At 49.8% G+C, this 16408-nt stretch carries 9 protein-coding genes; 6 read left to right on the plus strand and 3 right to left on the minus strand.

Annotation, left to right across the window (positions count from 1 at the left end):
- Positions 1-12 precede the first annotated feature (12 nt).
- From FOE74_RS03600 to FOE74_RS03610, 3 genes are all read left to right on the plus strand, one after another.
- Positions 13-2319 (plus strand): S46 family peptidase, encoded by a 2307-nt coding sequence (locus tag FOE74_RS03600; RefSeq protein WP_188686284.1) that lies wholly within the window; start codon positions 13-15, stop codon positions 2317-2319.
- Positions 2320-2479: 160 nt separating this feature from the next.
- Positions 2480-3316, plus strand: a complete 837-nt coding sequence (locus tag FOE74_RS03605) for a PorV/PorQ family protein (protein WP_149097218.1) — start codon at positions 2480-2482, stop codon at positions 3314-3316.
- A 29-nt stretch (positions 3317-3345) separates the two neighbouring features.
- Positions 3346-5397: a ComEA family DNA-binding protein gene (locus FOE74_RS03610; protein ID WP_225840614.1), complete on the plus strand. Its 2052-nt coding sequence runs from the start codon at positions 3346-3348 to the stop codon at positions 5395-5397.
- 279 nt (positions 5398-5676) lie between these two features.
- Here the strand turns inward: FOE74_RS03610 and FOE74_RS03615 are convergent, their stop codons facing one another.
- The 3 genes from FOE74_RS03615 to FOE74_RS03625 form a co-directional block, all read right to left on the minus strand.
- Complete coding sequence (locus tag FOE74_RS03615; RefSeq protein ID WP_149097220.1) at positions 5677-7194, minus strand: hypothetical protein; 1518 nt, start codon at positions 7192-7194, stop codon at positions 5677-5679.
- Complete coding sequence (locus FOE74_RS03620) at positions 7169-8752, minus strand: NAD(P)/FAD-dependent oxidoreductase (protein ID WP_149097221.1); 1584 nt, start codon at positions 8750-8752, stop codon at positions 7169-7171. The genes FOE74_RS03615 and FOE74_RS03620 overlap by 26 nt, the downstream gene beginning before the upstream one ends.
- A gap of 1095 nt (positions 8753-9847) precedes the next feature.
- The gene (locus FOE74_RS03625; RefSeq protein WP_225840616.1) at positions 9848-10939 is read right to left on the minus strand and encodes a mannose-1-phosphate guanylyltransferase; all 1092 of its coding nucleotides are present in this window, start codon (positions 10937-10939) and stop codon (positions 9848-9850) included.
- Between the two features lie 399 nt (positions 10940-11338).
- Here FOE74_RS03625 and FOE74_RS03630 point away from each other — a divergent pair, with 399 nt between their 5' ends.
- The 3 genes from FOE74_RS03630 (at position 11339) to asnB (ending at position 16334) form a co-directional block, all read left to right on the plus strand.
- A complete protein-coding gene (locus tag FOE74_RS03630) occupies positions 11339-12691 on the plus strand; it encodes a UDP-glucose dehydrogenase family protein (RefSeq protein WP_149097222.1) in 1353 nt (450 codons plus the stop codon).
- A gap of 2 nt (positions 12692-12693) precedes the next feature.
- On the plus strand, positions 12694-13671 hold the full coding sequence (locus FOE74_RS03635; protein WP_149097223.1) for a UDP-glucuronic acid decarboxylase family protein: 978 nt from the start codon (positions 12694-12696) through the stop codon (positions 13669-13671).
- A gap of 755 nt (positions 13672-14426) precedes the next feature.
- Positions 14427-16334, plus strand: coding sequence for an asparagine synthase (glutamine-hydrolyzing) (gene asnB, locus FOE74_RS03640; protein WP_149097224.1), 1908 nt, complete (start codon positions 14427-14429; stop codon positions 16332-16334).
- Positions 16335-16408 lie beyond the last annotated feature (74 nt).

Raw genomic sequence — 16408 nt, forward strand, 5'->3', positions numbered from 1 at the left:
CTAACATATGCTATGCTAAAAAAAGTTTATAGTCTACTTCTTCTCGGTTGTTTGGGCTTGTCCCTGTCGGCCCGTGCCGATGAGGGCATGTGGTTGCCGCTGCTGGTAAAGCGCCTCAACCACGTGGATATGCAGAAACAAGGCCTGCAACTCACCGCTGAGGAAATCTACAACGTGAACAACGCCAGCCTCAAAGACGCCATTGTGCAGTTTGGCGGTTTCTGTACCGGTGAGTTCGTGTCTAAGGAAGGTTTATTGCTCACCAACCACCACTGCGGCTATGACGCCATCGCCTCCAACTCCACCCCCCAGGATGATATCCTGAAAAACGGTTTCTGGGCCATGACCCGGGAGCAGGAAAAGAAAAACGACGGCCTGTTCGTGGACATTCTGGTGCGCATGGAAGATGTATCTGGCCAAGTGTTGCAGGGCATCACGCCCCAGACCCCAGAGCAGGAGCGTACCAAACTGGTAGCCGAGCGTTCCAAAGCGCTGGCAGATGCCGCCAAGAACAACGGCCAGTACGTGGGCTACGTGCGTGATTTTTTCAATGGCAACGAGTTCTATCTATTCGTGTACGAGCGTTTCACAGACGTGCGCCTGGTAGGAACGCCGCAGGAAAGCATAGGGAAATTCGGGGGAGACACCGACAACTGGATGTGGCCGCGCCATACCGGCGATTTCTCCGTGTTCCGGGTGTACATGAGCCCAGACGGCAAACCGGCCACGTATTCTGAGAAGAACGTGCCGTATCGTCCTAAACACCACCTGCCCATTTCCATGAGCAACCTGAAGGAAGGTGATTTTGCCATGGTGTTCGGGTTCCCTGGTCGTACCACGCGTTTCATGGCCGGTTCTGGCCTGGGCATGGCGGTAGAGCAGTCAAATCCTGTCCGTATCAAATTGCGGGAGCGCCGCCTGGCTCTTATGAAAGAAGCCATGGATGCCTCGCCCGCTGACCGCCTGAAACTGGCCTCTAACTACGCCAGCATCAGCAACTACTACAAATACTTCATTGGGCAGAACGAGGGCATCAAACGCATGAAGACCCTTGACAAGAAAGCCACTGAAGAGAAAGCCTTCCAGGCCTGGGCTGATGCCAATGCCACCCGCAAAGGCCTTTACGGTAGCGCCCTGGCAGACATCAACGCCTCTTACGCTGGCCAACGGAACTACAACCTGTCGGCTATTTACCGCTCAGAGGCCGCTCTGGCCCCGCAGTTGATGGCGCATGCCTTCCAGTACACGCCACTGTACAATATGCTCAAAGCGGGCAACGTAGACAAAGCCAAACTTCAGCAGTTGGTAGAGGGTTACAAAGAGATGAACAAAGAGTTCTACGCCAGCTACGTGCCCTCTTCTGACCAGAAGATCTTCGCCGAACTGATGAAGATGTACTACCAGGATGTGCCCAAAGCGCAGCACGCGGATATCTTCAAAGACCTGACCACCACGTACAAAGGAGACTTCAAGAAGTGGGCCGCCGATATTTACTCAAAGTCGCTGCTTGCCTCTGAGGCCAAGGCCAACGCGTTTTTGGCCAATCCTACGCTAAAGACCCTGGAAACAGACCCGGCTTTCAAGTTCGTTCGGGCGGTACAGACCAATTACCAGGACAATGTTCTGCCTAAACTGAATGAGTACAACGCGGCCTTAGGCAAAGCCAACCGTCTGTACGTAGCCGGTCTGCGCGAAATGCACCCCGACAAAGTGTTCTACCCAGACGCCAACTCTACCCTGCGTCTGAGCTACGGTACCGTGAAAGGCTATGAGCCCCGTGACGGCGTAGAATACAAATACTACACCACCATGGATGGCTTAGCGGAGAAAGAAGACCCTACGAACCCAGAATTTATTGTGCCCGCCAAACTGATGGAACTCCACCGCAAGAAGGACTACGGCCGCTACGGCGAGAACGGCCAGCTGCGCGTGGGCTTCATCACCAACAATGACATCACAGGTGGTAACTCCGGTTCACCGGTGATCAATGGCCGCGGCGAATTGATGGGACTGGCCTTTGACGGCAACTGGGAAGCCATGACCGGCGACTTGGTGTTTGACCCTGAGTACAAGCGCAGCATCAACGTAGACATCAAGTACGTGCTCTTCGTGATAGACAAACTTTCCGGTGCCGGTCACCTGGTGAACGAGATGACCCTGGTAGACAAAGGCAACCCCAACACGGTCTTCAACCCCGCCATCAATGATGTGAAGATGAACGGGAAGGTAGAAATTGAGACGCCAGAAGGCCAGATCAAAATCAAGAAGAAAAAGAACGAAACTAAAATCAAAAAAGAAACCAAGAAACAGAAGAGCTAATCCTTTTCCGCCTTCTTTCCTGATTTCACCCCTAAAACGCCCGAAGTCTTCTTCGGGCGTTTTTTATGCCCTGAATAATTATATAACAGAAATATTATAAGAAAATAAATCATTAAAATAAGATATTTCGTAGGAAGAAAACCGCCTAACCTTCCTGCCTATGACGCACGCGCTACGCATTTGCCTTCTTCTTTATGTATTAGCTGTTCCCTTATCCTCCCTGGGCCAACTCAACAATTCCCCGGTAGGGGCTCGGGCCCTCGGTTTAGGAGGCGCCTCGGTCACCTTACCAGAGGTGTGGGCGTTGAGCAACAATCCCGCCGGGATAGCTACCTTGAAAAACCCGGTGGCCGGCGCCTACGCTCACAACCTTTTCCTGCTGAAAGAACTTTCCACCGTGGGGTTGCTGGCCATCTCTCCTGTGCCGCGGGTAGGAGTGGTGGGCGTGGATGTGCAGCGGTTTGGCGGGGAAGCCTACAATGAGCAGCGGCTAGGGTTGGGCGTGGCACACCAATTGGGGGTGGTAAGGCTGGGCCTGAAAGCCGATTTGCTGCAGGTACGGGTCAAGGAGTGGGGCAGCCGGAAAGCGGTTGCGCTCAGCCTGGGACTGCAATCTGACCTGGTGCCGGGCCTTACCTTCGGGGCTCATATCTACAACCTGAACCAAGCCAAGTTGGCCCAGTTCCAGGACGAGCGGGTGCCTACCGTCATGAAACTGGGATTGGGGTTCCAGGCCGCTGCCAAAGTCCTGCTGGTACTGGAAGCCGAGAAAGAATTGGAGTATCCGGCGGCGGTGAAAGGAGGGGTGGAGTACCGGGTAGTACCCGCCTTGGGTTTACGGACTGGGTTCCACTCCGGCACCAGGGCGGGCACTGCGGGCGTGGATGTCACGTTCCGGCAGTTTCAGGTAGCGTATGCCGTCGGGGCGCAACACCAGCTGGGCATGAGCAACTACCTATCTGTAGCGTATGTGCTGGCGAAGGAGAAACTGCCATGAGGTGCTGTTTCTGGCTTGTTTTGCTGATAATGGTCGTAAAACAGGCCGTGGTTGCCCAGGAAATGCTCCGTCCGGCGGTAGACGTGGAACTGTTGGTGCAGGAACTCCTTGCGCAGCAGGACGATGAGGAATCAGATGTGGCTTATGAAGACCTCTACGAAACCTTATTGCAGTATTACCGCCAACCCCTGGACCTTAACCGGGCCTCCCGCGAAGAACTACGCAGCCTCTGGCTTCTCTCTGAAGGCCAGATATCCGCCCTCCTCCAGCACATCCAGGAAAACGGTCGCCTGTCCAGCCTCTATGAGTTGCAGTCCATTGCCGGGTTTGACCTTATTTCCATCCGGCGGCTCCTGCCCTTTGTGACGGTGGCCGCTTTTGGGCAACTAGGGCAGCAGCCCTGGCGCCAACGCCTCAAAAACGCCGACATCCACACGCTTCTGCTTCGGTATGGCCGTACCTTGCAGCAGCGGAGGGGCTATACTCCGCCTGAAGGACGGTCTTTGACCCGCTATTCTGGTTCTCCTGACCAATTCCTGCTCCGTTACCGCCTCAGTCACCCGCGTGATTTCAGCTTTGGCCTTACCGCCGAAAAAGACGCCGGGGAACAATTCACGTGGAACCCCAGCCAGCGCCAATACGGGTTTGATTTCTACTCAGCCCACGCCCTGGTCCATGACCGCGGAGCTTTTAAAACCATTGCCCTGGGGGATTACCAGCTCCAGTTTGGGCAGGGCCTGTTATTGTCCAGTGGGTTGGGCATGGGCAAAGGAAGCGAGACCATCACTACTGTTCGGCGAAGCCAACTGGGCATAAGACCGCATACTTCTGCCTTGGAGACAAACTTCTTTAGGGGCGCCGCGGCTACTCACCGGTGGCGACGGCTGGAAACCACTCTTTTCTATTCCAACAGAAGGGTAGATGCCTCAGAGGGGGAGCCGCTGGCTGATGATACTACCGCATTTACTTTGGGAGGTATACAGTCCTCGGGCCTGCACCGCACACCCTCTGAACTACGGAACCGGCAACGTGCCAGGGAGCAGGTGCTGGGTGGTAATGTTACGTATCGAAATCCAGCGCAAACCCTGAGCCTGGGGCTCACCGGGCTGCGCACCACGTACGGGGTGCCGCTGCAACCTCAAACGCAGCCGTATCAATTTTTTTCCTTTAATGGGCAGCAGCATGTAGCCGTGGGGCTGCACTACAGCTACCTGTGGCAGAACTTTTCCTTCTTCGGTGAATCTGCCCGCTCCGGCAACGGTGGGGTAGGCACGGTGAATGGGGTGCTGGCCAGCCTTTCTGAAAGGGTTGAGGTGGCCCTGCTGTACCGGTACTACGCACGTGATTTCCAAAGCCTGTACGGGGCCGCCTTCGGCGAAGGGAGCCGAAACCAGAATGAAAGCGGCTTATATACCGGCATAAAACTAAAACTGGGCCACCGCTGGCAAGTGACCGGGTACTATGATCGTTTCGCATTCCCGTGGCTCCGGTACCGGGTAGACGCTCCTTCAACTGGCGAGGAATACCTGCTGCGCCTGCAGTTCATGCCCTCCAAGACCACGCTGTTGTATGGGCAGTACCAATTTGAGCGCAAGGCTCGCAATGAAACTGTGGGCGGTGAGCCGCTGCGGCGGGTGAAGGACACCAACGCGCACCGGTACCTGCTGCTGTTGGACGTAAGTCCCGTGCCTTCGCTGCGATTACGGTCCCGGGTGCAGGCCAGCCATTTCCGGCAAAGCGGCCCCGCCCGCGCGGGCTATTTCACGTCCCAGGATATTATTTGGGAGCATGCTCACACCCGCCTCAGCGCCCGCTACGCCCTCTTTGACACCGATGACTATGACACCCGCCTGTATGTACCTGAGCAGGATGTGCTGTACGCGTTCTCCATCCCCGCCTTCTCTGGCCGAGGCACCCACCTTTACTTCCTGGCCCAGCAACAGCTTATCCGGCACCTGGATGCTTGGTTTAAACTGAGCCATACCCATTACCGCGGGCAAAGCACCGTTAGTTCGGGTTTAGAGGAGATCCAAGGGCCCCAGCGCACGCAGGTGCGGGTACAGGTGCGGTATCAGTTTTAAGGGGCTTTTTGGAAAATAAGCAGGAAAGGGAGCAGGCTTCCAAGTAGGGAGGCTTCCATAGGAGATCAACCCTGTGGCGTCATTGGCTTGGATACCCCACTGTTAGGTCTTGTTAATATTTGATATCGGTTTACAACCGAAAACTCTACTCAAACTAGCACTTTTTACTTAGTTTGGAAACAGGCTAAGTTGTGTTAATTAAAAATTGGAATTAATTAAATAGTGGCATTCTGACCAATTGAAAAACACCGCTGTAGACGCTCCTTCCACCAACTCGACTTAAGGTAAAGGGAGGTAGTTTACTTGGTATAAGTACATTGAAGTGTTGGGGAGAATGTAATTCCCATCAAAGGAGATTATGTGTTGAATAGGATAAGGATACGATTCCAAGTTCAATTTGGAATAGGAAATAAGAATAATAGGACGCCTTTCTTTTTGACCCAAAGCTCTTAACGCGTTAAGGGCTTGTAAAGGTGTTAAAATACTTTTTTCAGATACACCTGGCGTAAAAAATGAGGAAGGCTTTAAATTAGAAAGGTTTATTACCGGATGCCCTAAATAAGCCACTACCGTAGAAGCTCTGACTTCGTGATTTGTTACTAAGATAGAATTTTCAGGGGTATTCTTCTTTAAATATTCAGCCACTGATTTTGCTGGAAGAAACATATGTTTCACATCTTGATAGACAGCAAATACACCAATAGGTACTTGTATGAAGGTAGCTAGGAACAATAAGGCTTGTAATTTTTTAAAGGCACCTATTTTATAGGTTGGCAAGGAGCGGTAATGGAACATGATCCAACCTAAAGCCAAAGCAAACACAAAGAAATGTGCATGATGGCGCATGTACCCATCATATTTGAATATGAAGAAGACAAAAAGGCCTGTGAATAGAAGTAATAGGGTCAATAAGAGACGAGTAACGGACCTAAAACAAAAAATAAGAATTAATATGAGGCAGATAGAAAATGGTATGGCATAGCGCACCCTAATTAGGGTAGTATCCCAAAAATGAAGTTGGAATTTAGGTATGGGAAAGAAAGCTCGGCTAGGCAAAGTGAATGCTTGCCCCGTGGTATAGCCAAGAACTCTTTCTGGATTAACAGCGGTGAGTTCCTCTGGCCTGACCATGCTCCAAAAAGAGAGCGCGCACGCAAACGCCCAAAATGCAAGACCTGCCCATTTCTTTTTCCGTGATAGCATACATTTCTGAGGCGTACCTTGCTCTAAGAAAAAGGCTTCAGAAAAGAGAAGTAGCCCTAGAGCCCCGGAGAACATAAATCCAAAAAGGTGAATGTGTGCAGTTACACCAAGTACTACCATGTATAGCCACCAATGTTCAAACCTCTTAGGATATAAGGCGCATAGAGAGAAGATGGCAAAGAGCTCCAAAGCATACAGCCGGCTAATCATCCCATATTCAAAGAGCCCAAAGTACCCGAAACAGAAAAGCAGCCTCAGTAAGAAGTGATACGGGGCAAAGCGTAGAAAAATAAAAACGAAACCCACTGCAAACACAAACTGGGTAGCCTGCAAGGTCCAGAGACTTTTAGTAAAACGGGTAATAAGGAAAAGAATACTGTACCATAGGTTAGGATGGCCTTCATAGCGCTTATTGTACAGAAGTTCTGTATAAGAGTCACTGTACAAGGCCAAGAGCCAGGGTACTGTCTCATCGAACCAGAGCTCATGGAACTGCATGAGCCACCCTAGTAGAATCGCATAGACCAAGGTGAAAAGCAGCGCGAAAGCCGGATTGCTCAGGCGCAGGCTACTTTGCATGGGAAGAATGTTCATGGTACTCCTGTTCTGTGTTCACGGCCCACAAGTTGGCTTTGTCGGTTCGGCCAGCGGCAATGTTCTCTACTGCTAACATGGCCGTCAGCATGGAATGGTCTTGGTTGTTGTACTTGTGCATGCCGTTGCGGCCTATCAGGAAAAGGTTCTCTATCCTGTCCAGGAATGCCTGCACCTTATGGAACTGGGAGTAAGATCCGAAGTAAGCAGGGTAAGCCTTGGGCATCTTGACAACGGTGCCGTCTATTACTTGGTCAGCGGAAATAATGCCCAGCTTTTGTAGTTCGTCAATAGCTAATTGCTTTAGATCCTCTTCTTCCATGTGCCACAGGGCATCTTCTTCCTGGCAGAAATACTCTACGCCCAGCCAAACCTTTTCTGGGTCTGTCACCAGGTATGGGCTCCAGTTGTTGAAGATCTGCAGGCGGCCTGCTTGAACATCGGGCTCCTGGATATAAATCCAGTTGTCCTGGATCAACAGGCCGTTGTCTGGGGTAATGGCCAGTTTGTTCAGCAGCAAGCCCACGGAGATGAAGTTGCGGTAGGGCAGTTGCGCGGCAATTTCTTGCACCTCTACCGGAACAGCTGCCCCTAACGCCCTGATCAGATTCCGGATAGGCATGGTGGAGATCACATAGCTAGGTTCCTGGGTATAGGTAGCGCCTGTCTGTTGGTCCAGGATGGTGGCTGAGGCAATGCGGTTTCCTTCTAACTGAAGCCCCACAACCTCCTGTTGCATATGCACTTCCCCGCCTTTCTCCTGAACCTGCTTAGTGACTACCTCCCACAGGTGCCCGGGCCCTAGTTTAGGGTAGAGGAACTGTTCAATCAAAGATGTCTGGGTCGTTTTCTGGCTGAAATCTGCCGAGGGCGAGAAAAGCTGTTGCTTTAGAAAGTGCTTCACCGCCTCAGTGATAGAAAGCGACTTGATACGCTGGGCTCCCCATTCGGCACTGATCTGCTGGCAGGGAACCCCCCACACTTTCTCTGTATAGGCTTTGAAGAAGGTTAGGTACAGGTGTTTCCCGAACCGGTTGATGAAGAACTCCTCCAGGTTTTTTTCCTCCTTGATAGGATGTACCACCTGCTTGAGATAACTCAGGACTGCCTTGGTGGACCACCCTATCCCTAACTGGGCAAGAGTGCCAACGGAGAAGGAAAGAGGATAGTCGAAGAATTGGCGGCGGAAGAAAATACGGGAGGTCCGCTGGCGCAGCAGCATGACATTATCCGAATATAAACTGGTTCCAGGTGACAGGGTAGGGATAACCCGGCTTTTGCCTTGATAAGCCAGGGTACCCAGGTTTTGGCCTATTTCCAGCTGGAGCGGTAGGATGGAAAGCCACCAGTCCATGACCCGGTCAGATTTGGAGAAAAAGCGGTGCCCGCCAATATCCATCCGGTTGCCTTTGTAATTGATGGTGGCAGAGATGCCGCCAATACGGTCTGTGGCCTCTACCACGTACGGGTGTACTTGCGTATGTTGTAACAATTCAAAAGCAGCCGTTAAACCGGCCGGGCCAGCCCCAATGATCAGGGCTGTAGTGGGAATTGACATAAAAGCAGGATAATCCTTCCAAAGATAACAGGCAAAAGAAACCAAATGCAAAAGAAACCAAAATAGGGTATTGTTAGACAATTGCCATGGTCTTGCACCATTTTACTATATGCGTATCTTGCCCTTGGCAAAAGTTGCCCCAGCCGTTCCCACATACCCACCAACTTAAACGCGCTGTTCAGGTTCAGTGCTAAACTGGGTTCACTTTCTTTCAAGATGCTTCTTTGCAGAGCCCAATACCAATTTTTCTCAGAAGAAGAAATCAAGCGTTGTAGTTGCAGATGCCCAACTCCTTCACACCAATGTGCCTCTACCACATTTATACTTTTTTCGCCGGTCCCCTGTACACGCACCTCCCAGAGACAAGGCTAACCTTTAACGCAATCTGCGCTCTTCTCTTCATAGGAAACGGCTACCAAACAAACTGCTATGAGAAACATTATCTTTACCCAACTCTCCCAGTCAGGTGCGCTTATTTCAAGTGTAGCTCATTGGGTGATGGTGCCTTGCTCATTAATGGCCTATACTTGAGAGTAGTGCAATGCCAGCAAGTGTTGGATGAAAAGATGGTGAGAGTGTTAATCATGTTCTGGCAAAACAAGCCTTTAAAGACGGCAGTTTCCTATATGGGGTAAGGCAGAGCGTAGTATGGCAACAAGTGCTTTTTTGCTTTGGACCGCCAAGCGTGTTTACTTCTTCAAGGTCATAAATGCTACCTTTTTAAAACCGTGAACTTTGGTTTTTTCAATTTACAGCTAACAAAAGGTAATAAAACAATTTTATCGGCTAGTTCTCTGAATATGAGGTAATCTGCTGGTAACTGCTTGGGATACTTTGATGTTTGGGATTTCATCCAGGATGGTAAATGCCTGAATACCATAAATAAGAAGTGCAACTGAAACCTTCGCGTGTGGGTATTCCAATTTTTGGAAATAAAGGACATTAGCGAGGAATTAGAGAAGATGGTGCTGGATTTTGGCAAGCTGTCCTCCTTGAAGGGGCTTATAGTTTTATCATTTTCCTGATTATGGATTTTAACTTTATTGAAGCCTGAGGATAGATAATATCTTTATAGCTAGGAGAGCTACCTGGCTGTCACACATACATCATTCCCTTGTTGGCTTTTACATCAGTTACAAAGTCCTTTACCTGCTGTTCGTTTTTTCTTTGGCAGATCATAAGTATGTTGTCATGTTCAGCAACAATGTAGCCTTGTAACCCTTGTATCACGACTAACTTCTCTTGTGGTGTCTTTATGATGCAGTTCTGGGTATCGTATAACATAGTGTCTCCATCTATGACATTGCCTTCAGGCGTCTTATCTGAAATACTATATAATGAGTTCCAGGTTCCCACATCTGACCAGCCAACGTCTCCTAAAATAACAAAGACATTGTCTGCCTTTTCCATGATGCCATAATCAATTGAAACGCTCGGGCATTTTTTATAAACAGCCTCAATAAACGTTTCCTCATCGGCCGTAGAATAAGCAGCAATGGCTGTGCCTCTTTCAAAGAGATCATAGACCTCTCCCAGGTGTTCCTTAAAAGCGCCTAAGATACTGTCTGCACTCCAAATGAAAATTCCGGCATTCCAGACAAAATCTTTACTCTCAAGAAATTCTTGCGCCATCTTAAGCATAGGTTTTTCTGTAAACCGTTTCACTTTCTTAAGCGGTAGGTTTCCATTGTCCTGATATTGAATATACCCATACCCAATATCAGGCCTTGTTGGCTTAATCCCCAGGGTTACTAAAATTCTCTCATGAGAAGATGCCTCTAAGGCTTGCTGGATACAGGTTAAAAATATTTGATCCCGAAGAATAACATGGTCAGCAGGGGCAACAATAATGGTGGCTGCTGGGTTTTGGTTCGCAATCTTAAAACATGCATACGCAATACAAGGGGCAGTATTTAGAGCCAAAGGTTCTTGTAAAATTTGCCCTTCCTGTAGGTCAGGTAACTGTTCTGCTACCAATGCTTTATACTCACGGTTGGTTACTACATATACATTCTCATTAGGACATATAGGGGCAAACCTCTTCACGGTAGATTGAATAAGGGTTTCCCCTGTGCCAAGGACATCATGAAATTGTTTAGGGTGTTTGTTTCTGCTGAATGGCCAGAATCTGCTTCCTACCCCTCCAGCCATTATTACCAAGTATGTGTTATTAAAAATAGTGTTCATATATTTGATTAAGTTTATTTACTGATTAAAAAGCTAAAATGATTCCCAGTCAATGTAAATTCTATCTTTAATATTTCCAAAAAAAAAACTTAACGTTGTTACAATTTTAATTAATAGGGCTTAGTCCTTCGTGATTTTTATTTAAAACTAGGGTTTGATTACAGTACTGAGTATCCCTAATGATTAAGATGTGGAGAGAATGTTATTAATTTGTATAACCTAATAAGTACTTAAAGACGGAGGCTAAACATTTTTCTCTTAGAAATGGTAATTCCTCAGAGTGAGAAGAAAGTAGTAAGAGCTCTATATAAAAGGATTAAGATTTTTTTTGAATTTATGGTTTAATAAATATTTTTCTATATTTAACCGTGATTTCAAATGTTAACAAACATATTTATTATGAAAATAGCTGTAGTAGGTACCGGATATGTAGGCTTGGTCACAGGCACCTGTTTCGCCGAGGTCGGGATTGATGTGACCTGTATTGATGTGAACGTGAAGAAGATCGAGGACCTGAAGCAGGGGATCCTGCCCATTTATGAGCCGGGTCTTGAAGAGATGGTTCTTCGCAACGTGGAGAAAGGACGACTGAGTTTTTCCACAGAGCTGAGTTCGGCCATAAAGGGGTGTGATGCGGCCTTTATCGCCGTGGGGACGCCCCCCGGGGAAGACGGATCGGCGGACCTCAAGTATGTGCTGGGGGTGGCCCGGGAGATCGGCCAGCACATGGACGACTACCTAGTGGTGGTGACCAAGAGCACCGTTCCCGTAGGCACGGCCAGGAAAGTGAAGCAGGCGGTGGCCGAGGAGTTAAGAAAACGGGCATTTGAGTTGCCCTTTGACGTGGCCTCGAACCCGGAGTTCCTCAAGGAAGGCGCCGCCATCGATGACTTCCTGAAGCCCGACCGGATCGTGATAGGGGTGGAGAGCGAGCAGGCCGAGGAGGTGATGCGCAAGCTCTACAAGCCATTCCTCTTGAACGGGCACCCCATCATCTTCATGGACGTGCCCAGTGCTGAGATGACCAAGTATGCGGCCAACTCCATGCTGGCCACCAAGATCAGCTTCATGAACGACATCGCCAACCTGTGCGAGATCGTGGGGGCGGACGTGAACATGGTTCGCCGCGGCATCGGCTCGGACAGCCGCATCGGCAACAAGTTCATCTACCCGGGCATCGGCTACGGCGGCTCCTGCTTCCCCAAAGACGTGAAGGCCCTGATAAAGACGGCCCAGGAGCAGGGCTACGAGATGCAGATCCTCAAGTCAGTGGAGGCCGTTAACGAGAATCAGAAGGAGGTGCTCTTCAATAAGGTGATGAGGCACTTTAACGGGGAGTTGGCCGGCAAGACCTTCGCGCTGTGGGGCCTTTCCTTCAAGCCGAAGACCGACGACATGCGTGAGGCTCCCTCTTTGGTGATCATAGAGAAGCTATTGGCTGAAGGAGCCAGGGTTAAGGCCTATGACCCGGTGGCCATCAAGGAGGCCAAACATATGATCGGGGATAACGAAAAGGTGGAATACGCTAAGGACGAGTACGAGGCCCTTATCGACGCGGACGCCCTGCTGATCGTGACGGAGTGGCCCGAGTTCCGGTCCCCTAACTTTCAGGTGATCGGCAAGCTGCTCAAGAACAAAGTCATTATGGACGGCCGCAACATATACGAAGCGCGGGAGCTCCAGGAGTTGGGCTTTGCCTACTACGGGATAGGGGTTCAGGAGGTGCAACCGGTTATTGAGACAACAAACTAGAAATGACAAAAGAGAATAGAAAACGAGTATTGGTCACCGGCGCGGCCGGTTTTTTAGGATCCCATTTATGTGACCGCTTCATTGCTGAAGGCTACCATGTGATAGGGATGGACAATCTCATCACCGGGGACCTCCAGAACATCGAGCACCTATTCAAGCTGGGTCAGTTTGAGTTTTATAACCATGACGTGTCCAAGTACGTACACGTGCCCGGCAAACTGGATTATATCCTGCACTTCGCCTCGCCCGCCTCACCCATTGACTATCTCAAGATCCCGATCCAGACGCTGAAGGTGGGGTCTTTGGGGACGCATAACCTGCTGGGCTTGGCCCGGGCGAAGGGCGCGAGATTATTGATCGCCTCCACCTCGGAGGTGTACGGGGACCCGGAGGTGCACCCGCAGGTGGAGGAGTACTGGGGGAACGTGAACCCGGTGGGGCCGCGGGGCTGCTACGACGAGGCCAAGCGCTTCCAGGAGGCCATCACCATGGCCTACCACACCCACCACGGGGTGGAGACGCGCATCGTGCGCATCTTCAACACCTACGGGCCGCGCATGCGCCTCAACGACGGCCGCGTGCTGCCCGCCTTCATGAGCCAGGCCCTGAGGGGGGAGGAGCTGAGCATCTTCGGGGACGGCTCCCAGACCCGCTCGTTTTGCTACGTGGACGACCTGGTGGAGGGTATCTACCGGCTGCTGCTGAGCGACTACGCCCTGCCGGTCAACATCGGCAACCCGAGCGAGGTGACGATAAAGGAGTTCGCCGAGGAGATCTGCCGCCTGACGGGGGTGGAGCTGAGGCTGGGCTACCAGCCCCTGCCTGAGAACGACCCGCAGAAAAGGCGCCCTGACATCACCAAGGCCCGGGAGATCCTAGGCTGGGAGCCGCAGGTGTCCAGGGCGGAAGGGTTGAGGAGGACCCTGGAGTACTTCAAGGAGCACGTGGAAACCGCTGAAGTGGAGGCCAGAAGCTTCTAGTTCTCGTAAATCTTATTACCTCCTAAAAACAAAGAGGCTTGCCACCATAACAGCAAGCCTCTTTGTTTTTAGGAGGTAAAGGAGGCGTTAGCCCAGAAGTAAAAGCTGTTCTGGTTTGACATGGGAGATTGATCCCTGCCATTCTTTCCATAACAGGTTGAAATTAGACGAACGTTAATTTTGTCCCATTACCTATTCTTACTTCTCCCGTTAGGGCTCTTTCTGTTTAACATAAAACCCTGTTTCGCATTTCAGGCCTGTTTTTCTTAAACTAGCCTGTAAAAGGCGGCTCCAGCAGAGTTCTGGGCCCGTAGACAAGCAGGTCTCCGTTACTAGCCTGTTTCCTGGAAACGACCTAAAAACGGAGGCTCGCCCAGAGAAATTGCCTTGATTGCCAGTTCTAGAAAAGTGCTGATCGGAGGTGAAGAAAAAAGCACGCAACTTAGATTTCAAAGGAATTAGGTGGTGGTCAAGTGTCTCTTAAAAAAGAGATCCCTTAGCAATGTTTGGCCTACTGTAAACTAGTTGATTGTGCTACCTATTGGTTATGGGAGGGAGTCTAAAGGGAAAGACCTAGTTTCATAATGTTAAATAATATTATTTTAATGTTAGTCAGAGTTTTCCGGTAGAGTGTTATGAGACAAGTCTTTAAGGTTGGATTTTGGGGTTGATAAGTACGGGAGCCTGTAGTTTAGTTATATATATAAAGCCTAGGTAAAAACCATTTCATAGATATGTCGTAACTTTGCGGCAATATGTGTGGTATATCTGGAATCTTCGCTTTTACTCAGGAAGGCCGTTCGGCCATTCAACGTTTATCAGACTCAACAGACGCTCTTGAGCTTCGGGGGCCAGATTCTTGTGGTCATTTTACCCATGGTGCCGTCGGGTTAGGTCATCGGCGTTTATCCATTATTGACGTAAGCGAGGTGGCTTGCCAGCCCATGCACAATGATGATAAACGCTATACTATCGTTTTCAACGGTGAGATCTTCAATTACCAGGAGTTAAAAAAGCAACTGGTTAATAAAGGCTATACCTTCTTCTCGCAGTCAGACACAGAAGTCCTACTGAAGTATTACATGGAAGAAGGCCCCTCTTTTCTGAAGAAGCTGAACGGTTTTTTCGCTTTTGCCATTTATGATAAGGAAGAGGAAACGCTGTTTGTGGCCAGAGACCGATTTGGCGTGAAACCCCTCTTAGTGTCCCAAGACGAGGATAAGTTAGTGTTTGCCTCTGAGATGAAATCCCTGTTAGCGTTCGGGATTCCCCGGAAACTAGATTATGCCTCTCTGTATGAGTACCTGCAACTGAACTATATTCCAGGTCCTGCCTCCATTTTCAAGGGGGTGAAAAAGCTGATGCCCGGTCATTACCTTACCGTGAGTACAAAGGGCAAAGTTGAAGTTAAGCGCTGGTATAAGATTCCGTACGACGAGAAGAAGGTAAAGAACAACAGCCTTTCTTATGAGGCGCAGCAGAAAAAGCTGGTGGATCTCATGGATGGTGCGGTACAACGCCGCATGATTGCAGATGTTCCCTTAGGCGCCTTCCTAAGTGGCGGCATTGACTCCTCTGCCATTGTGGCGCTGGCTTCACGGCACACAAAGCACCTGAATACTTTCTCCATTGGATACAAGGATGAGCCCTTTTTTGATGAGACGAAGTATGCGAAGTTGGTGGCTGATAAATACAAAACCAACCATACGGTTTTCTCCCTGACCAATAATGATTTATACGAACACCTGTTTAGAGCACTGGATTACATAGATGAGCCCTTCGCTGACTCTTCTGCTTTGGCGGTGAATATACTTAGCCACTATACCCGGCAGAAAGTTACGGTGGCCTTATCAGGTGATGGGGCAGACGAGCTGTTTGCCGGGTATAACAAGCACATGGCAGAGTACAAGGTGCGGCAAGGAGGATTTGCCGCTGAAGCAGTGGCTGCCTTCCTGCCCCTGTGGGAAATGATGCCTAAATCTAGGAACTCCTCCTTCGGGAACCGGATAAGGCAATTCCAACGCTTTGGCGAAGGGATGAACCTATCTGCTAAAGACCGGTATTGGCGCTGGGCTTCTTTTGCCACCGAAGAAGATGCCAAATCTTTGCTCAGCGGGAAATCTAAAAAGATTCTTTCCAAGAACACCTATAAGAAACGCCGCCTGAAGATTTTAAGCCACCTTTCGCAAAAAGGGGACATAAACGAGGTACTTTTGACTGACATGCAGTTGGTGTTACCAAATGACATGCTCACAAAGGTAGACTTAATGTCTATGGCCAACAGTTTAGAAGTACGAACGCCTTTCCTGGATTACAAAGTGGTGAACTTCGCCTTCTCGTTACCTCAGTCCTCTAAAATTGACGGAGGCATGAAGAAGAAGATCGTGCAAGATGCCTTCCGGCAGATGCTTCCCCCAGAGTTGTACAAACGTCCCAAACATGGTTTTGAGGTTCCTTTGCTGAAATGGTTCCAAAATGAACTCCGTCCCTTGGTCATGGATGACCTCTTGTCAGATTCGTTTATAGAAGCCCAAGGGATTTTTAACGTGGCCGAAATCCAACGGCTCAAGGCGCAGCTCTTCTCCAAGAATCCAGGAGACATTCACGCCCGCATTTGGGCATTGGTGGTGTTCCAGCATTGGTGGAAAAAGTGGATGGTGTAGGAGGATAGGGTGCCATTTAGGGGAAGTGGGATGTAATACGTGGGGTTATTTCATTTGATATATTCTCTCTTGGA

It is taken from the genome of Rufibacter glacialis, assembly GCF_008271745.1.
Lineage (GTDB): Bacteria > Bacteroidota > Bacteroidia > Cytophagales > Hymenobacteraceae > Nibribacter > Nibribacter glacialis.